18 protein-coding genes are annotated in these 18,236 nt (G+C 53.8%); 12 read left to right on the forward strand and 6 right to left on the reverse strand.

Features of this window, described 5'->3' with window-relative positions:
* Positions 1 to 10 precede the first annotated feature (10 nt).
* From ABHF33_RS15900 to ABHF33_RS15910, 3 genes are read right to left on the reverse strand one after another with little or no spacing between them, the layout of a single operon-like run.
* Positions 11 to 1,801, reverse strand: coding sequence for a methyl-accepting chemotaxis protein (locus tag ABHF33_RS15900; RefSeq protein WP_348944864.1), 1,791 nt, complete (start codon positions 1,799 to 1,801; stop codon positions 11 to 13).
* A gap of 51 nt (positions 1,802 to 1,852) precedes the next feature.
* Positions 1,853 to 2,266: a hypothetical protein gene (locus ABHF33_RS15905; protein ID WP_348944866.1), complete on the reverse strand. Its 414-nt coding sequence runs from the start codon at positions 2,264 to 2,266 to the stop codon at positions 1,853 to 1,855.
* On the reverse strand, positions 2,263 to 2,700 hold the full coding sequence (locus tag ABHF33_RS15910) for an acyl-CoA thioesterase (RefSeq protein ID WP_348944867.1): 438 nt from the start codon (positions 2,698 to 2,700) through the stop codon (positions 2,263 to 2,265). Before ABHF33_RS15910 ends, ABHF33_RS15905 begins: the two co-directional genes overlap by 4 nt.
* 129 nt (positions 2,701 to 2,829) lie before the next feature.
* On the opposite strand from ABHF33_RS15910, the gene ABHF33_RS15915 reads away from it, so the two are divergent.
* Both ABHF33_RS15915 and ABHF33_RS15920 read left to right on the forward strand, forming a co-directional pair.
* The gene (locus ABHF33_RS15915; protein WP_348944868.1) at positions 2,830 to 3,279 is read left to right on the forward strand and encodes a universal stress protein; all 450 of its coding nucleotides are present in this window, start codon (positions 2,830 to 2,832) and stop codon (positions 3,277 to 3,279) included.
* 43 nt (positions 3,280 to 3,322) lie between these two features.
* Positions 3,323 to 4,180: a radical SAM protein gene (locus ABHF33_RS15920; protein ID WP_348944869.1), complete on the forward strand. Its 858-nt coding sequence runs from the start codon at positions 3,323 to 3,325 to the stop codon at positions 4,178 to 4,180.
* Here ABHF33_RS15920 and ABHF33_RS15925 read toward each other — a convergent pair.
* The gene (locus tag ABHF33_RS15925) at positions 4,177 to 4,464 is read right to left on the reverse strand and encodes a helix-turn-helix domain-containing protein (protein ID WP_348944870.1); all 288 of its coding nucleotides are present in this window, start codon (positions 4,462 to 4,464) and stop codon (positions 4,177 to 4,179) included. The two genes, ABHF33_RS15920 and ABHF33_RS15925, sit on opposite strands and share 4 nt — an antisense overlap.
* Positions 4,465 to 5,286: 822 nt before the next feature.
* On the opposite strand from ABHF33_RS15925, the gene leuC reads away from it, so the two are divergent.
* The 8 genes from leuC (at position 5,287) to ABHF33_RS15965 (ending at position 12,052) form a co-directional block, all read left to right on the forward strand.
* A complete protein-coding gene (leuC, locus tag ABHF33_RS15930) occupies positions 5,287 to 6,696 on the forward strand; it encodes a 3-isopropylmalate dehydratase large subunit (protein ID WP_348946649.1) in 1,410 nt (469 codons plus the stop codon).
* 28 nt (positions 6,697 to 6,724) lie between these two features.
* On the forward strand, positions 6,725 to 6,829 hold the full coding sequence (locus ABHF33_RS15935) for an entericidin A/B family lipoprotein (protein ID WP_348946651.1): 105 nt from the start codon (positions 6,725 to 6,727) through the stop codon (positions 6,827 to 6,829).
* Positions 6,826 to 7,464 carry a 3-isopropylmalate dehydratase small subunit gene (leuD, locus tag ABHF33_RS15940; RefSeq protein ID WP_348944871.1) on the forward strand — a complete coding sequence of 213 codons (639 nt, stop codon included), beginning with the start codon at positions 6,826 to 6,828 and terminating at the stop codon, positions 7,462 to 7,464. Before ABHF33_RS15935 ends, leuD begins: the two co-directional genes overlap by 4 nt.
* A gap of 117 nt (positions 7,465 to 7,581) precedes the next feature.
* Positions 7,582 to 8,313, forward strand: coding sequence for a glucosamine-6-phosphate deaminase (gene nagB / locus ABHF33_RS15945; RefSeq protein WP_348944872.1), 732 nt, complete (start codon positions 7,582 to 7,584; stop codon positions 8,311 to 8,313).
* Positions 8,314 to 8,497: 184 nt separating this feature from the next.
* Positions 8,498 to 9,562 carry a 3-isopropylmalate dehydrogenase gene (gene leuB, locus ABHF33_RS15950; protein ID WP_432803943.1) on the forward strand — a complete coding sequence of 355 codons (1,065 nt, stop codon included), beginning with the start codon at positions 8,498 to 8,500 and terminating at the stop codon, positions 9,560 to 9,562.
* A 279-nt stretch (positions 9,563 to 9,841) separates the two neighbouring features.
* On the forward strand, positions 9,842 to 10,207 hold the full coding sequence (locus ABHF33_RS15955) for a DUF1428 domain-containing protein (protein WP_348944873.1): 366 nt from the start codon (positions 9,842 to 9,844) through the stop codon (positions 10,205 to 10,207).
* Between the two features lie 34 nt (positions 10,208 to 10,241).
* Positions 10,242 to 11,003 (forward strand): substrate-binding periplasmic protein, encoded by a 762-nt coding sequence (locus tag ABHF33_RS15960; protein WP_348944874.1) that lies wholly within the window; start codon positions 10,242 to 10,244, stop codon positions 11,001 to 11,003.
* Between the two features lie 113 nt (positions 11,004 to 11,116).
* On the forward strand, positions 11,117 to 12,052 hold the full coding sequence (locus ABHF33_RS15965; protein ID WP_348944875.1) for an Asd/ArgC dimerization domain-containing protein: 936 nt from the start codon (positions 11,117 to 11,119) through the stop codon (positions 12,050 to 12,052).
* A gap of 244 nt (positions 12,053 to 12,296) precedes the next feature.
* Here the strand turns inward: ABHF33_RS15965 and ABHF33_RS15970 are convergent, their stop codons facing one another.
* Both ABHF33_RS15970 and ABHF33_RS15975 read right to left on the reverse strand, forming a co-directional pair.
* Positions 12,297 to 13,145: a 23S rRNA (adenine(2030)-N(6))-methyltransferase RlmJ gene (locus ABHF33_RS15970; RefSeq protein WP_348944876.1), complete on the reverse strand. Its 849-nt coding sequence runs from the start codon at positions 13,143 to 13,145 to the stop codon at positions 12,297 to 12,299.
* A gap of 148 nt (positions 13,146 to 13,293) precedes the next feature.
* Positions 13,294 to 15,087 (reverse strand): DEAD/DEAH box helicase, encoded by a 1,794-nt coding sequence (locus tag ABHF33_RS15975; RefSeq protein WP_348944877.1) that lies wholly within the window; start codon positions 15,085 to 15,087, stop codon positions 13,294 to 13,296.
* A gap of 401 nt (positions 15,088 to 15,488) precedes the next feature.
* Here ABHF33_RS15975 and ABHF33_RS15980 point away from each other — a divergent pair, with 401 nt between their 5' ends.
* A complete protein-coding gene (locus tag ABHF33_RS15980; RefSeq protein WP_348944878.1) occupies positions 15,489 to 16,517 on the forward strand; it encodes a hypothetical protein in 1,029 nt (342 codons plus the stop codon).
* Positions 16,504 to 18,213, forward strand: a complete 1,710-nt coding sequence (recJ, locus tag ABHF33_RS15985) for a single-stranded-DNA-specific exonuclease RecJ (RefSeq protein ID WP_348944879.1) — start codon at positions 16,504 to 16,506, stop codon at positions 18,211 to 18,213. The genes ABHF33_RS15980 and recJ overlap by 14 nt, the downstream gene beginning before the upstream one ends.
* The last annotated feature ends 23 nt before the right edge of the window (positions 18,214 to 18,236 follow it).

Consider the following 18,236-nt stretch of genomic DNA (forward strand, 5'->3'; position numbering starts at 1 on the left):
CTGGGTGTCTTTATGATTTGATCAGCGCTGCGCCATCAAAGCCCAGTCGTAAATTGCCCCAGTGCCGACCGCCAATAAAAATTGGCACGTCCAGCTCGGTCATGATTTCGCCGGTGTCGCGCACATAGTTTTGCAGCAGGAAACGCTCGGTATTTTGCGCGGCGCGCAGGCCTGCCGGATCATTGAAAATGCGCTCGTTGCGGCTATTGAGCAAATCAACTGCGTGCTCGCCCGTCATCGGATGCGAGTACCAACTATTGTGCGTCGGGCCATAGCCTTTATTGTCCACCGCCAGCGCAAATTTGCCGCCTTGCGCTGTTTTGGCCAGCTCGTCGTACAGCGGCTGGATTTCGCTGACAAAGAGCTGGTTGTAGCTGGTTTTGTACTTTTGCGGCTTGGTGTTTGGTATGGCCTGGTAGTTCTGATCGAATACATTGATGCCACGCGCCTGCATCGCTTCAATCTTGGCGGCGACTTGATCCCGGTATTGCGAGCACAGGGTGATCATGGCATCGAGCGGGCCTTGGCCGATGACAAAGCGACCCACCATGGCCTGCACGTCTTCGGTTGCCTTGGCGACGTCTTTGGACGACTCGGCTGAGCGGGCCATTTTTTCATTGACTGTGCGCGATAGCTGGTGGATTTCGGCCACATTCGCGTTCACGACATTATTGGCGGCGGTAAATTCTTCCAACGTCTGGGCAATCCCGCTGAGAGCCTGCGCAGTTTGCTCGAAGTCATGCATCATTTTGGCAAATTGCGACGAGGCTTTTTCGACGACATCGCGGGTCATGTTGGCGTCTTGGGTGATCAGCTGGGTTTCGGTGAGTGTTTCCGAAACCTGATTGAGCATATTGTCGATGTCGCTGGAAATCTCATCTGTTGCAACGCCGACTTTTTCGGCCAGCTTGCGTACTTCATCGGCCACCACTGCAAAGCCGCGGCCTTGTTCACCTGCACGGGCGGCTTCAATCGCGGCATTGAGCGCCAGCAGATTGGTCTGCCCGGCAATTTCCTTGATGAGATCAACAATCGTCTTGATGCTGGACGAACGCTTGTTCAAGCCATCTACCGTCTGGTTGAACGAGCTGATTTTGGTGTTGATCGCATTAATCCGGCTGACAACATCCTGCAATTCGGAGTACGAGGCGTGTGCCATATCCAGATTGGTGACGGTGGTGTGCGATATTTCGCCAGTCTGGCGCGAAACGGTGTTGATGCCTTCGCTGGTGTTGTGGCTGGCCTGCACAATACTTTTGGCCAGCGTGTCCTGTTGCTCGGTGGCCTGTGCCGAATCCCGGATGTGCTTTTGTGATTTGGCCGCTTCGAGCGCCATGCTGATCGTCATGGTCTGCACATTGGCAATAATATCGCGCTGTTTGCCCAAAAAACGGTTGCAGGTGATGGCCAGCTGGCTGATTTCGTCGCTATAAGGCGCGGGGATATTTTGTGACAAGTCACCTTCGTGATCGGCAGCATCGGTGAAAACCTGATTGATCAGCTGCACCGGCTTGGTAATCCATAAATGGAAATACAGGATTTCAATGGCGCAAAAGAGCATCGAGCTGATTAACAGCAGCCAGCCGATATTGATCAGGGTGGCAAAGAGCTGCCGGATGCCTATTTGCTGTGCCGTCGGCATGCTGCCAATGATCTGCTCCAGCTCACCTTGTGCCCAGTACAGGCTAAAAAGTGCAGTCAGCGGGAAAAGGCACAAAATACCGATAAACGCATATTTGCGCCCCAGCGTAGGGATAAAATTTCGCTCAAACGAGCGATGAAAGTCGGCTAGCCATGTCATTGTTATTTTTTCCGCGCGATGACTGCGCTGTAAACGTCAGGTGAATCAGGTTCAGTGGTCAAATGCCAGTTGCAGATCATCCAGAGACAGATGCCATTTTTTCAGCATGCGGCTAAATACGGCCAGCTCGGCGTCGTTGATTTCTTGATCCGATTTGGCCAGATCAAGCGAGAGCGCAGCCAGTTGCAGGCGTTTTTTCGGGTCGTCAACGGTTTCCAGCAATTGGTCAATATGTTCTTTGTTAACCAGATGCACTGTGCCTTGTTCATCGGCTTCGTCGCCAATATCGTTGCAGTAATCCTGCAAGACCTGAATAAAGCCTTTGCGGGTAATGCCAAGCACGTCGTACACGTGCAGGTGTTCCAGCTCGTCGATTTCTTCCGGGTCAAAATTGCCATCACAAATCATTTGCAAGACAAGCAGGCGAGCCATGGCTTCGGGGCTGTTTACTGGGTATTTTTTCATTTTTCTAGTCCTTGTCGTTCAAGAGCGGTGCGTAATGCAGGCGGCAGGCTACAAATTTGCTGCCGCTGGTAGTCATAAGCAACCATCGTGGTTTTGGCTTGCGCAATCGTGCGCGTTTGCTGGCTGACATCATAGTAAAGTTCAAAGCTGGCACGGCTGATTTCTGCTGCGCCTAAACGAATACGCAACACATCGCCATAAAAAGCCTCGTTGCCAAAAACAATCGCCGCGTCGGCCATAATCAGCCCTTTATCACCAATACGCAGTTCAGATTCAAAGCCTTGCGACTGCAGCCATTGCATTCTGGCTTCATGCAGCATGGCCATTAAAGCGTCATTGCTCAGGTGCTGGCCATAGTTGATATCGCGTATCCGCACTGGCAATTCGGTGCTGAATAAATTGCAGTCAGGTAATGTAAGCGCCAAACGTGCCATGGTGTTTAAATAAGCTAATTCTTAAATGGTTAAGCTGAGTGTATGCTCGTCGGGGCTGATGCTGCAATAGCCCGGGGGTGGATTAGCCTGCTAGACTGGGTAATGTATTTACCGTACAGGGAGATGAAAATGTATACGCGCATTTTGGTTCCGGTCGATCATAGCGATACCAGCGCAGCTGCGCTGGTGGAGGCCGCACGTTTGGCTACGGAGCAGCACGCCGTGATTCGATTGGTTCATGTCATTGATTTGGCTCAGTTTGCCTGGAGTGCCAACGAGTTTCTGGATGTGCCGCAGCTGCAAGCGTCATTGAAAGAGGGCGGTCATAGTTTGTTGCTTGAGCGTGCTGCGGTTTTGCGTGAGCAGGGCATCGAGGTGGAAACAGATTTGCTGGAAATCTGGGGTGGCCAGATTGCCAAAGTATTGGTTGAAGACGCCACCCGCTGGCAGGCGCATCTGCTGGTGATGGGTACGCACGGTTATGGCGGCTTGACGCATTTATTGCTCGGTAGTGTGGCCGAGGGCGTAATGCAGCACACCCGTATCCCGGTTTTGCTGGTCAAGGCTCCGGTCAAATAAGTCGCTAGTTTTAGTATTAATTCATCTTCAGGTAGTCAGTTGCATGAGTATTAAAGCAGTAGCACCGTTGAGTGTGAACGACCATAGCCGCGATATTGCCGGGCTGAAATACGTTTACCCCGTTATCTCGCGCCGCGCGGGAGGGGTTTCCATCGGGATCAATCTGAATCCGAATAATGCCTGCAACTGGCGTTGTGTTTATTGTCAGGTGCCGGATTTGCAGCGCGGCCCGGCACCCGAGACGGATTTGCCACTGCTCGAACAGGAGCTGGACATCATGTTGCAGCAGATTGTCCATGGCTCATTCATGGAAACCTCAGTGCCCGAGCAGGCCAGGCGCATCAATGACATTGCTTTTTCCGGCAATGGTGAGCCGACGACGTCGGCGCAATTTCTGCAGGCCATCGAGATTGTTGCCGCAGCCCGGCAGCGGTATCAGCTGGATTTGAAAACCGTGCTGATCAGCAATGGTAGCCAGCTTGATAAAGATTATGTGCAAGAAGGTTTGCGCCGCATGGCCAGTATGCGTGGCGAGGTGTGGTTCAAGCTCGATCGCGCTCCACGCGATGGCTTTGAATTTGTGAATCAGATTGCACTCAAACGCTCGCAAGTGGCAAGGCGCCTAGCGCTGGCGGCTCAGGCCTGTCCAACCTGGATCCAGACCTGCATGTTTGCCACCGATGGGATCTTGCCCAGCGAGGCCGAAACTGATGCCTACACAGCGTTTCTGGCCGAACAACTGGCGCAAGGCGTCAAGCTCGAAGGTGTGCTTCTGTATGGTCTGGCACGGCCATCGCTGCAGGTCGAGGCCCCCAGGCTGAGTGCCGCACCCGAAGCATGGATGATGGCGCTCAAGGCCAAGTTGGAGCGGCTGGGGCTCGTCGTCAAACTGAGTGTTTAAACCCGTTCTGGCTCGTTGATACTGGCTTTCTTGATCAGTTCGGCCAGCATCTGTGGCTGCTGCTCGCGCAGATAATCGAGCGCGCGAATTTCTTCGCGTTTCAGGGTGGTCAGGTCTATCCCTTCCACGTGCACCACCCTGAGCAATTCCTGCACCGGCTTGGGCATATTGCGGCCGCTTTCGTAACGTGAGCCGCCGCTTTGGGTGACGCCAATCTGGCTCCAGAATTCTTGCTGGTTCATGCCCAGCTTTTTGCGGATCAGTTTGGGGTTTAAATGATTCATGATCAATTCTCCTTGGTGGCGAAATAAGGCGCTCGCGGTGGCGGAGCAATGTTGATGTCATGATAAGAATTCTGCGTCATGCATACACGGCACTATTTCACTTTCCGGATGTTGAATATTGACAATCAAATGGCTCTGCCAAGCGCTTGTATTTTGTGCTGCGATGGCTTGAGTGATTATCCAGGGGTATTGCCTTGCAAGTTAATTAATGAATGGGTTTTGACTATATACCCGTCGACTCGTTAAGGCGTGAATCTAGACCGCTTTGCTTGCAACTGTGATCAATTATGCTGCTGTGTCGTCAAGCAATTCATGATCTGGGCCAAAGATAGCCCTACTTGAGGCGTAAATAGTCTGCCCATGATCGGGGCTGCTGAAATTAAGCTGGTGAGTAAACTTCAATTTGCTGTGCAGGCCAAACCTGGCTGCATGGCCGAAAGGCTGATTTAAACATCAACAGACCTAAGGGTCTGTTGATGTTTGGTTTGCCGTCGCGCTGGCGCGAGTTTTTCGATGAGGCAAGGCGTAGATCGCGCCACATAGTCATTCTATGTCAGCGGTCTACAACGCAGCATCATCGAAAAAATCGCCCAGCCCGGAGGGTTTGGCTGCTTTTGAGCTGACCCTGCGTTGCAAAAACCTTGCATAGAGTGACTATGCTTCGGTTTTTGCGCCTAGCTTCAGCTCAAAATCAGCACAAACGCGATCTGCAAACCAAACGTCAACAGGCCCTGGCCATTTCCTTGTCGCAAAGGGGCGAATCCGCTACTATCGGGGGTTTCCCGATTGTCCCGAATGGCGATCCCTGATATGGCCCAAATCCTGTCCGCTAAAACTCTGTATGACAAACTCTGGCATTCGCATGTGGTTCGCGAAGAAGCCGACGGCACTTGCCTGATTTATATTGACCGCCATCTGGTTCACGAAGTGACCAGTCCGCAAGCTTTTGAAGGCTTGAAGCTGGCCAATCGTCAGCCATGGCGAAAATCTTCCGTGGTTGCCACGGCCGACCACAATACGCCAACCAATGAGTGGGAAAAGGGCATTCAAGACCCGATTTCCCGCCTGCAGGTTGAAACGCTGGACGCCAATATCAAAGAATTTGGCGCGCTAGCTTACTTCCCGTTCAAAGATCAACGTCAAGGTATTGTGCATGTCGTTGGCCCGGAAAATGGTGCGACTTTGCCCGGTATGACGGTGGTTTGTGGCGATAGCCACACCTCAACGCATGGTGCTTTTGCTGCGTTGGCGCATGGTATTGGCACTTCTGAAGTTGAGCACGTACTGGCGACGCAAACGCTGGTGGCAAAAAAATCCAAAGCGATGCTGGTGCGTGTTGACGGCAAACTTGGCACGGGTGTGACTGCCAAAGACGTCGCGCTGGCGATCATCGGCAAAATCGGTACTGCAGGTGGTACCGGCTACGCGATCGAATTTGGTGGCGAAGCGATCCGTAGTCTGAGCATGGAAGGCCGGATGACCTTGTGCAATATGGCGATCGAAGGCGGCGCGCGCGCAGGTATGGTTGCAGTTGACGACAAAACCATCGAATACCTGAAAGGCCGTCCATTCTCGCCAAGCGCCGAGCAATGGGATGCTGCCGTAGCCTCATGGCGCGAACTAGTGTCGGACGAAGGCGCAGTGTTTGACGCCGTGGTTGAATTGCGCGCCGAAGACATCGAGCCGCAAGTGACCTGGGGTACTTCACCTGAGCAAGTGCTGGGCGTATCGGGCAAAGTGCCTAATCCAGCTAATGAAGCTGATCCGGTGAAGCGTGGCAGCTACGAGCGTGCCCTGCAATACATGGGTCTGAACGCTGATACTCCGCTGACTGAAATCGCGATTGATAAAGTCTTTATTGGTTCCTGTACCAATAGCCGGATCGAAGACTTGCGCGCTGCAGCCAGCGTGATCAAGGGCAAAAAGAAAGCCGCTAGCGTTAAACTGGTATTGATCGTGCCGGGTTCCGGTTTGGTTAAAGCGCAAGCTGAGGCTGAAGGCCTGGATCAGATCTTTATTGAAGCCGGTTTTGAATGGCGTGAGCCAGGCTGTTCGATGTGTCTGGCGATGAATGCCGACCGCTTATCGCCGGGCGAGCGCTGCGCGTCGACGTCGAACCGTAATTTTGAAGGTCGTCAGGGGCAGGGTGGGCGTACTCACCTGGTTAGCCCAGAAATGGCCGCGGCAGCAGCGATTGCCGGCCATTTTGTTGATGTGCGTCACTTTAACTAATCTGGAGGTCACTCAAATGCGTGCATTCATGCTTTCTTGTTTGGTTCTGGCGCTAACAGCCTGCAATACCGTATCAGGGATAGGGCAAGACATTAAAAAGGGTGGCGAAGCCATTGAAAAGGCGGCGAAATGAAACCTTTTGTGCAACTGGATGGCTTGGTTTGCGCGATGGATCGCGCCAATGTGGATACTGATGCGATTATCCCCAAGCAGTTTTTGAAATCGATCAAGCGCTCCGGCTTTGGCCCGAACCTGTTTGACGAATGGCGCTACCTCGATCAGGGCGAGCCGGGCATGGATAACAGCACCCGCCCATTAAACCCTGGTTTCGAATTGAATTTGCCGCGCAATCAGGGCGCGCAAGTGCTATTGGCGCGGGATAATTTCGGTTGCGGTAGCTCGCGTGAGCACGCGCCGTGGGCGATTGAAGACTTTGGTTTCCGCGCGCTGATTGCGCCGAGCTTTGCCGATATTTTCTTTAATAACTGTTTCAAAAATGGCCTGCTGCCGATTGTGCAGCCCGCAGCCGTGGTTGATCAGCTATTTAATGAAGCCAAAGCCGAAGGCTATCGCCTTTATATCGATCTGCAAGCGCAAACGATTACCACACCAGCTGGTCAGGTATTTAGCTTCGAAATTACCGAACACCGCAAACACTGTCTGCTCAATGGTCTGGACGAAATTGGCCTGACTTTGGCGCACCGCGATGAAATTGCGGCATTTGAAGCCAAGCGCCAGACTGAGCAGCCTTGGCTGTTTGCAAAATAAATCAGGAATGCAGCCCTTTTTGCCAAAATCGGGCTCATTTTTTAGGCTTTATCAATATTATTCTTGGAATTTTGCCGTATTCTTTGACGGTCGAATTCATATTTTGGAAAGTAACCGATGATCCTGCATAAATTCAAAAATCAAAGCGATCTAGATCGTGCCGCCGCTGACCTGATTATTTCCATGGTTCGCAGCAAACCCAATGCCATTCTGGGGATGGCCACAGGCGGTACACCGGTGGGCCTGTATCAGGAAATCGTTAAAACGTATAAGGCAGGTCTGGTGAGCTTTGCCCACGCCAAAACGTTCAATCTGGATGAATACGTCGGCTTGCCAGTGACACATCAGGAAAGCTATCGCAATTTCATGCAGCGCAATCTGTTTGACCACATTGACATCAAACGCGAAAACACGCATGTGCCTGATGGCAATGCCGCTGACGTCGATGCAGAATGCCGCAGCTACGACAAAATGATGTTCGAGCAAGGCCCGGTTGACCTGCAATTGCTCGGTATTGGCGGTAACGGCCATATCGGTTTTAATGAGCCGGATGAGCATTTGTCACGTGGTACTTACAAAGTGACTTTGAAACAAGAAACGCGCGAAGCCAATAAACGCTTCTTCAACCACATCGACGAAGTGCCAACGCATGCCGTAACGATGGGCATGGGAACGATTATGCAGGCGCGTGCGATTTTGCTGGTGGTTAAAGGTGCTGAAAAAGCCGAGATCTTGGATCGCACGCTAAACGGCCCGATCACCACGCAAGTGCCAGCGTCATTGCTGCAAACGCACCCGCGCGTGATTGTGATGACCGATTGCGACGTGAACTACAAAGTATCGTTCTAAGCGAGCGAACTAGGCAAAAAGAGGGGCTTGCCCCTCTTTTTCTATGTATATCAGCAGTAATTAATTGTACGTTGCTGGTGGGTATTGCTCTGTAGCTCTTGGCTGGATTGCTCTACAGGCATATACCCATGTATTGTCAATGAAATTGCAATTAATGACCATCTAATAAGACCACGAGATAAAAATGAAAGTATTGATTCTGCCCGGTGATGGCATTGGCCCTGAAATCGTAGCGCAAGCGCGCAAAGTCCTCGACGTATTGAAAGCCGATGGCCTTGATCTGGAACTGCAGGAAGCACCATTGGGCGGTGCGGCTTACGATCAGTACGGCGCGCCGTATCCTGAATTCACGCAAAACCTGGCGCGTGAAGCCGACGCAATTTTGCTCGGCGCTGTGGGTGGCCCGCAGTACGACAAACTCGATCGCCCGTTGCGCCCAGAGCGTGGCCTGCTGGCAATCCGCAAAGATTTGAACCTGTTTGCCAATCTGCGTCCGGCGATTTTGTACCCGGAATTGGCCAATGCGTCGACGCTGAAGCCAGAAGTGGTTTCCGGGCTGGATATCTTAATCGTTCGTGAATTAACTGGCGACATCTATTTCGGCCAGCCACGCGGCATTCGCACCAATGAAGCGGGCGAGCGCGAAGGCTTTAATACCATGCTGTACGCCGAGAGCGAAATTCGTCGCATCGGCCACGTGGCTTTCCAGGCAGCGCAAAAACGCGGCAAGAAACTGTGTTCGGTCGACAAAGCCAATGTGCTGGAAACGACCGAATTCTGGAAAGAAATCATGACCGATCTGGCCAAGGAATATCCAGACGTTGAACTGAGCCATATGCTGGTCGACAACGCCGCCATGCAATTGGTAAAAGCGCCGAAGCAGTTCGATGTGGTCGTGACTGGCAATATTTTCGGCGATATTCTGTCTGACGAAGCATCGATGCTGACTGGCTCTATTGGTATGCTGCCATCGGCTTCGCTCGATGCGAACAATAAGGGCCTATACGAGCCTAGCCACGGCTCGGCGCCGGATATTGCGGGCAAAGATGTGGCCAATCCTTTGGCGACGATTCTGTCTGTTGCGATGATGTTGCGTTACACCTTCAATAATGAAGCGGCTGCACAGCGCGTTGAAAATGCGGTGAAGAAAGTGCTGGCGCAAGGCTTGCGCACCGCCGACATTTACGAAGCTGGCACAACTAAAGTCGGCTGCTCGGCGATGGGCGACGCAGTGGTTGCTGCGCTGTAATTGATCGTTTGCCGCCAATGCAGAAAGAGCCCGTTTGGGCTCTTTTTTATTGCTGCTCGCATGTTTCAAGCCGTGTTGATGCCGCCTGTCTGGCGCTGTATCAGCGTTGTTTGTCCGTATTCACAAGCCAGTAAGAGCGAGACAAGGTCTGCTGATAAGCGGTTGACGATAAAGAGAATTTGCTAAGGATCGATAAATTTTTTTCATGTCTTGGCTACCCTTTATTGGGCTGTAGGAACTAAAGTACAGCAAGCACCCCCTCTATTTAAGGAGCTGGAGATGACGCATTATGTAGACGGTTTTTTGTTGCCAATCGCCCTAGAGAAACTGGCGGATTACCAAAAGATGGCCAATACCGCCGGTGCGGTCTGGAAGGAGCACGGTGCCATCGCCTACTGGGAATGTGTGGGCGATGAACTGGAGATCCCGGATATGCTGTCTTTTCGTGCTGTTGCAGGCTGCCGGGACAATGAAACCGTTGTGATGGCCTGGATTATTTATCCCTCGCGTGAAGAGCGTGATCGTATTAATGCCTTGGTGATGGCTGATCCACGCTTAAGCGGGATGTGCGATCAGGAAAATCCACCTTTTGATTTTAAACGCATGGCCTATGGTGGTTTTAAATCGATCGTTCGCTATGAATAGCTTGTTGGAAAAATACCTTGCAGGAGTCATCATCATGCGTAAACCGGCTTCCCTGATGCTTGCTTTGATGCTTAGCGCTGGTATGGCGCAGGCCGAAACGATTTTGCTCACCTTGCAGGAGTATCCGCCCTATATGGGCGAAAAACTGCCTTATCAGGGCTTGCTGACGCGGGTGGTGGTGGCGGCTTTTGCCCAGCAGAAAATTAATGTGAAGCTTGAGTCGGTGCCGAATCGGCGGGCCATTGATGGTGTGCGTATGGGCTTGTATCCCGGCGGTTTTGGCTGGGCGAAAAACCCTGAGCGGGAAAAGGATTTGCTCTATACCGATCCCGTGTTGTCGTTGCGCATGGTTTTTTGCCAGCAAAAAGGGCGTGAAATCGCCTGGAAAAAACTGGAGGATCTGGCGGGCTACAGCATCGGCATTACTTCCGGCAATTTTTACTCCGAAGAATTTGACAAGCTCAGCAAGGCCGGTGTGCTGCAAATTGATACCAGCAATAGCGATGTGAGTAATTTCAAAAAATTGCACGCCGGTTATATCGATTTATTGCCGATTGATATTGAAGTGGGTCCCTATGTGCTGGCCAAGAATCTGAGTGCAGCCGAGCGCGATAAAATCTTCTGTCAAAATCAGGCGTACTGGACCGCGCCTTTGCATGTGGTGTTTAGCCGCAAAAACCCGAATTCTCCGCGCTGGGTGAAAAGCTTTAATCAGGGCTTGCGCGCATTGAACGAGAGCGGGCAACTGAGCAGCCTGATTGAAAATACCCGGCGCGAAATCAATCAGGCCAATTAATTGCACGATTCACGCCGCCTTTGGCTCGTGTTATCCGCGCCGACCGAGTAAAATATTCATTCCGCCGCAGCATGTTTGCTGCGGTTGTTTTTATTGATACATGGAGTGAGTATATGTCTAAAGCCCTTTCTGTTGCGCTAGTAGGTGCAGATACCCCCGCAGCACAAACCGTATTAGATGTATTGGGCGAAATGCTGGCTGATATGTCCTTCGCCATCGCTGCGCTGTATCCGCTTTCTGACGACGAAGACGCGGGCACGGTTGAGCTTCGCGACCATGTTTTACCGGTGATCGACGTTGAAGTATTTGACTGGAGCACGGTTGAGGCGGCGGTGTTTGTTGGCGTGCCCGAGCTGGCGGCCAAATACGCTGCGCAAGCCGCGCAAGCCAATGTGGCGGTGATCGACCTGACCGGCGCTACGCAAAGCAAAGTGGGGCAGCCGCGTCGTGGCCAGATTGTCAGCTTGCCGCATGTGCTGACCTCCATGATCTCCGCCACGCTGGCGGCATTTAAAACGCTGGGGCAGCTCGATTTTGCTGCGGCAACGGCCATGGTGTCGGTGTCGGAAGACGGCAAATCGGCGATTGAGGCGCTGTCGATGCAGACTCGCCAGCTGTTTGCACAGCAAGAAGTCGAGCTGGCGGGTTACCCCAAGCGGTTGGCGTTCAATGTTTTGCCAACGGCGCAGCGCGGTGAAGAGGCGCGTATTCACGCCGAATTGGCTGCAGCAGGGCATGCTGTTAATAGCTTAACCGTGAGCCGCGTACCAGTATTTTTTGGACATGCTGTGAGTGTGACGGCGCATTTTGCTGCGGCACAAACATTGGCAGCGCTGGAAGAGGCGATCCATGGCGCACCAGCACTGTATTTGCTGCAAGGTACAGGCGCAGCAGGCGTGGCCACGCCACAGGACGCGATAGGTGGCGACAAGGTGTGGGCAAATCAGTTGCAATTGTCAGAAGATGGCCGCACTGCGACGGTCTGGCTGGTGGCCGATAATGCGCGTCTGCCAGCACGTGCTGCAGCTTTGTTGCTGGCTCTGGTGTAAGGGTCGTGCTTTTGAGTTAATGCAACGCGGACTGAACGGACCAAAAAGCCCCGATTGAGGGGCTGCAGGCTGCAGAGCAAAGTGATTGCAATATTTTTCAAGTCTCGGCAAAGCCGAGCCTGGGAAATCAGGCGTTGAATTCGCAGCCTTTATGCTTTATTCCCACCCCTCCCGTCCCCTCCTTGAGTGGAGCCTCGCTTTGCGAGTGGGGGCTAAGCCCCGATTTCGGGGCTTTTTTTATGGTTTAGATTGTGTGCGATTCAAGGGTATATCGCGCTCCGCTATCCAGGCCAAGGTGTTTGACCAGATACGGCATCAGGGTATTGAGGTCTTGTTCCAGTGTCCACGATGGATTGAACACAAACATCCCCGAGCCATGCATGCCAAATCCATCGGCGCTGGGCGTTTGTACCGTCAGGCTGACGTGTAGCCATCCTTTGCATGGAATTTTTTTCAGTTTTTCAAGCATTTCTTTCACTTCAACTCGTGCCAATTGCGGATACCAGATCGCGTAAACGCCAGTGGCAAAGCGCTCCAGCGCCAGCTTCATGGTGTCGGCGACGCGCACATAATCGTGTTTGTCTTCATATGGCGGGTCAATCAGCATCAGTGAGCGGCGCGGCGGCGGCGGTAATACACCTTTGATGCTGGCAAAACCATCGGCGTGGATTACCTGTGCGCGTTTGCCTGCCGAAGCGAAATTATCGGCCAGCAATTTCGCGTCACTGGTGTGCAATTCAAACAGGCGCAATTTATCGTCAAAGCGCTGCAAGGCCTGTGCCACAAAAGGCGAGCCAGGGTAAAACATCAGATGATCTTGCCCTGCATTGAGTGTTTTAACGATTTGCACGTATTTTTTCAGCGCTTCGGGTAGATCGTTGCGCTGCCAGATTCGCGCAATGCCGGTTTCAAATTCGGCATTTTTGGTCGCGTAGCCTTCGGTGAGCGAGTAAACGCCAGCACCCGCGTGCGTGTCGATATACCACCATGGTTTTTCTTTTTGATTGAGGTAATCAAGGAGCAAAACTTCAACGGCGTGTTTAAGGACGTCGGCATGATTGCCGGCATGAAAGGCGTGGCGATAACTGAGCATGGCGCATTTTCCAGTCAACAGAGGTTTTTGTTCGCAGGCAAGGTGTGCCGCTGATTGGTGGTGCAAGATCCAGAATTCGGGCGTGTTGCGAAGGCTGAATCCGAAAAAAGGCAGCCTAAGCTGCCTTTTTGCATATTAATGGTGTGGCTTAGCTGAAACGGCCGCCACCACGGTTGCCGCCAGCAGGTTTGCCACCGTAGCTGCCGCGATCACCGCCGCGGTCGCCGCGTGGTGCGCCACCGTCACGGTTTCCTGCGTAGCCGCCACGTGAGCCGCCTTCACGACCACCGCCGAAGCCACCTTCACGCGGCGCGCCGTCGCGTTGGCCGCCGTAACCGCTGCTGCGTGGTGCGCCATCACGATTGCCGCCAAAATTGCCGCGTGGTGCTGCATCGCGGTTGTAGCCGCCAGTGCGATCGCCTGCGTTGTCACGCGATTGGCCTGAGCCAAAGCTGCGTTGTTCACGCGGTGCGCGCTCGCCGTAGCCGCCACGGCTTTCATTGTGGTGTGAGCGCTCACCGAAATTGCCGCGTGATGCTTCGCTGCGATGGCCTTCAGGGCGATCGCCGCGTGGTGCGCGATCACCATAGCTGCCACCTTCACGGTTGCCTTGGTAGCCGCCGCTGCGCGGTGCGCCGCCATCACGATTCCCTGCGTAGCCACCACGACCACCACCGCCGTTGCCTGCACCGTAACCGCCGCGACCACGACCGCCACCGTTGCCAGGACGGCCACGATCACCACCGTGACCACCGCGGCCTGGCTGGAAGCGCGCTTCCAGACCTTCGATTTCTTGCGTGCCAAATTCGATATTGTATTGACGACGGATTTTGGTCAGCAAAGTGAAGTCGCTCTTGGTCACCAGAGAAACGGCTTCGCCTGAGCGGCCAGCACGGCCGGTACGACCGATACGGTGGATGTAGTCTTCCGAGAAGCGTGGCAAGTCAAAGTTGATGACCAAGCTGATGCCGGCAACGTCGATACCACGGGCAGCAACGTCAGTGGCAACGAGCATATCGATGTCGCTGCGACGCAGGCGATCTAGCGTGCGGCGACGGTCGCGCTGTGCCAGGTCGCCGTGCATTGCGGCGGCTTTAAAGCCTTCCATTTTCAGCCATTCAGCCACTTCATCGGCAGAGATTTTGGTTGCCGTGAAAATGATCGATTGCTGGCCTTCGTTTTTCTTTAGCAGCGCAGCAACGAGCTTCTGTTTGTGTTCGTAGCCGTCAGCGTAGTGTACTGACTGCTCGATTTGCGCTTGCATTTTTGCTTCTTGTGCCATTTCCACTAGCTTGGGTGAACGCAACATCGGGCCAGCAAAGCGCTGAACTGACTCAGTCAGTGTCGCAGAGAACAGCGCGGTTTGGCGCTCTTTTGGCAGCTGGTCAACAATCGCTTCAACTTCGTCGATAAAGCCCATGTCCAGCATGCGGTCAGCTTCGTCCAGCACCAGCAATTCGAGGCGACGGAAGTCGATGCGGCCGCTGCGCAGCAAGTCGGTCAAACGGCCTGGTGTGGCAACCAGTACTTCGTACGGTTGCGCCAGCATTTTGTTTTGTACTGGGTAAGGTACGCCACCGACAACGGTCACCACTTTGCAGCGTGGAATCTTGCGGCAAAATTCAGTTGCTACTTTAGAAACCTGTTCGGCCAGCTCGCGAGTCGGTGTCAACACCAGAATGCGCGGGCCACGAGCGTGGTGAGTCGATTCTTTGGTTAGCTTGTGCAGTGCAGGCAACAGGAAGGCGGCAGTTTTACCGGTACCGGTTTGCGCAGATGCCATGATGTCGTTGCCAGCGAGCAATTCGGGAATCGCTGCAGCTTGAATGGGGGTTGGCTTGTTGAAGCCCTGAGCTTCCAGAATCTCGGTAATTTGCGAAGCCAGACCCAGTGTTACGAATTCGTTAGGCGTGTCTGTAGCGGTAGCAGCGGTATGCGGCATGTTGGCAGTCCTTGTGGTATGGCTGGGAAAACTCACCAGCACAACATCGACGCCAACCAGGAACAACCGCTAATCACAATGGCTTGGTTCTTGCAGAACCGGGTGCGGGAATAAGGTCAGAGGCGATGAGATCGATAGAAAGTGGCTGTGTCGTCAAGTAATGATCGTCACACAACCGAAGGGGGCGAATTATGCCTAGGTGTTGCGGATAATGCAACAGCTGTAGTGAGAAAATTTGAAATTACATTCGCTTGCTGCTAGATGGTGTGCCGTTTTTGACTTTTATTTTGTAAATCAGACTCTTAATCGGATTTTGGGTGCGGCCTGGTCAACGGTTTGCTGGCAGTTTTGCGAAGCGCTTCATTTCTGATCGTCTGCGCATCCGTGTAGAATTGCGCTTTATGAAGACTGAAAACCACCAAAATCATCTCGAACTGATTATTCCAGCCAGCATCTGGCCCGATGCCCATAGCCGCCAGGCGATCTGGCACGATTTGCCTATGCCGTCGCTGGCGCTGCTGGCGGGGAAAGGAAAAAAAACCACGCTGGCGCAAGCCGATCATGAAGCCTATCTGGCTGCTTTATTCGGTGTAGATACCTTGCCGGTGGCGCCATTGCTGTTGGCCAATCAGCCCGATTTGCCAGCTGGCTACTGGCTGTGCGCCGATCCGGTCACCTTGCGCGTTGATCGTGACCACCTCACTGTGCTGGGCGAGCCTTATCTGGAAGTGACGCAGGCCGAGGCTGACGCGCTGGTTGCGGCGCTCAATGCGCTGTATCGCGCCGACGGCTTTGAATTTATTGCCCCCACGTCGCAGCGCTGGTTTGTTCGTCTGCCTGCCGATCCGGAGCTGCGCTTTACGCCAATTTATCGTGCGCTGGGGCAAAACCTGAACGATGTTTTGCCGCAAGGCGCTGGGGCTTTGAAATTTAACGCGCTATTAAATGAAATGCAGATGCTGCTGTATTCGCACGGGGTGAACGATGCGCGAGACGCGGCAGGGCAATTACTAATCAATAGTATATGGCTGTGGGGTAATGGTAATCTGCCTTGTGGCGATATACCCCAGCTAGGGCGACCATTGTTCGCCAATGATCCAGTGTTGGCGGCATTGTCGGCCAGTGCGCTGCCGACGGGCTATTCAGACACCCAGGCGCGAAACGCAGTGATCGTCCTTGATCAATTGCGCCTGCACGCGCTGTATGGTGCGGGTTATGACTGGCAGCAAGTCTGGCTGGGCTGGGAGCAGCAATGGTTTGCACCTGCGCTGGCCGCGCTGCGCAACGGCGAATTAAGCAGCTTAACGCTGTCGTTTAGCGACGCGGCGCAGCAGATTACCGTGACCCGTGCCGATTTGTGGCGCTTCTGGCGTCGCAGCGCTTTGCCTGCCCATTTCACTGCCGTGGAGTCCGCTGATGTCGCTGATTAAAAAGCGTGCCGTACCGGCCGCGCTGGAAAAAAACTTGCTGGCGGCGGGCTTTAATCCGCTGCAGGCTCGACTCTACGCGGCGCGCGGCATTGCCAGCCCGACCGAGCTCGAGCACGAGCTCAAACACCTGCTGCCGTTTACGCTGCTGAAAAACGCGCCCGAAATGGGTGCACGGCTCGCTGATGCGATTGAACAAGGCAAGCGCCTGCTCATCGTTGGCGATTACGACGCCGATGGCGCAACCGCGACGACGCTGGCGATGAAAGGGCTGGCAGCCTTCGGAGGAAAAGTCGATTTCATCGTGCCGAATCGCTTTGAATATGGTTATGGCTTAACGCCTGAAATCGTCGAGCTGGCGCGCAGCAAATCACCCGACATTATTATCACCGTCGATAACGGCATCGCCAGCCACGCTGGGGTTGAGGCGGCCAAAGCGCATGGCATTGAGGTGCTGATTACCGATCACCACTTGCCCGCTGACACGCTGCCCAACGCGCTCATCGTCAACCCGAATCAGGGCGATTGCCTGTTTCCGAGCAAGAATCTGGCCGGTGTTGGCGTGATGTTTTATGTGCTGATGGCACTGCGTGCAGTCATGCGTGAACGAGGCGCTTTTGCTAATCAACCCGAACCCAATCTGGCGCAGTGGCTCGATATTGTCGCGCTCGGCACGGTGGCCGATGTGGTCAAGCTCGACGCGAATAACCGCATTCTGGTCGAGCAAGGTTTGAAGCGCATGCGCGCAGGCCGCGCTTGCCCCGGCATCATGGCGCTGTTTACCGCCGCCGGACGTTTTTATGGCCGCGCCAGTTGCTTTGATCTGGGCTTTACGCTGGGGCCGCGCCTGAATGCGGCTGGGCGGCTTGATGATATGAGCTTTGGTATCAATACCTTGCTGGCGACGAGCGAAGATGTCGCGCTGCCGCAGGCCAGAGAGCTCGATCAGCTTAATCGCTCGCGCCGAGAAATCGAGCAGGGCATGCGCGAAGAGGCCGAGCGGGCACTGATCAATGTTGACGTGGCTGATCGCTACAGCATCAGTCTCTATCAGGCCGACTGGCATCAGGGCGTCGTCGGGATTGTTGCGTCGAGGGTCAAAGATCAGTTCCACCGCCCGACCTTGGTCTTTGCAGACGGCAGCAATGGAACGGGTAGCGATGACGACGAAATCAAAGGCTCGGGCCGCTCGATCCCTAGCCTGCATTTGCGTGACGCGCTCGATCTGGTGTCCAAGCGCCATCCGAGCTTAATCAAAAAGTTCGGCGGCCACGCGATGGCGGCGGGGCTAACTTTGCTGCGCAAGGATTTTGCCGCGTTTGAAGCGGCGTTTGAAGCCGTCTGCCGCGAGCTGCTCGATGAGGCGCAATTGACGCGCGTGATTGAAACCGACGGCGAATTACCCAGCCGCGATTTGCAGATTGCCACTGCCGAATTGCTCGACAAGCAGGTCTGGGGGCAGGGCTTTCCCGCGCCGGTGTTTAGCGGGCAGTTTCGCGTCGTTGAGCAGCGGATTGTGGGCGAAAAACACAGCAAGTTAAAATTAAGTAACACTGACGGTATCGTGCTGGAGGCCATGCGGTTTAACTGGTCTGAGCCTATACCCCGTGATATTCATGCTGTGTATAAAATCAGTGTGAATGAATTTCGCGGCGAGCGGATATTGCAGTTACAGTTAGATTATTGCGAAGCCATTTAGTCGGTTTCATCGGCCAAATATGC

This window comes from Chitinibacter sp. FCG-7 (assembly GCF_040047665.1).
GTDB lineage: Bacteria > Pseudomonadota > Gammaproteobacteria > Burkholderiales > Chitinibacteraceae > Chitinibacter > Chitinibacter mangrovi.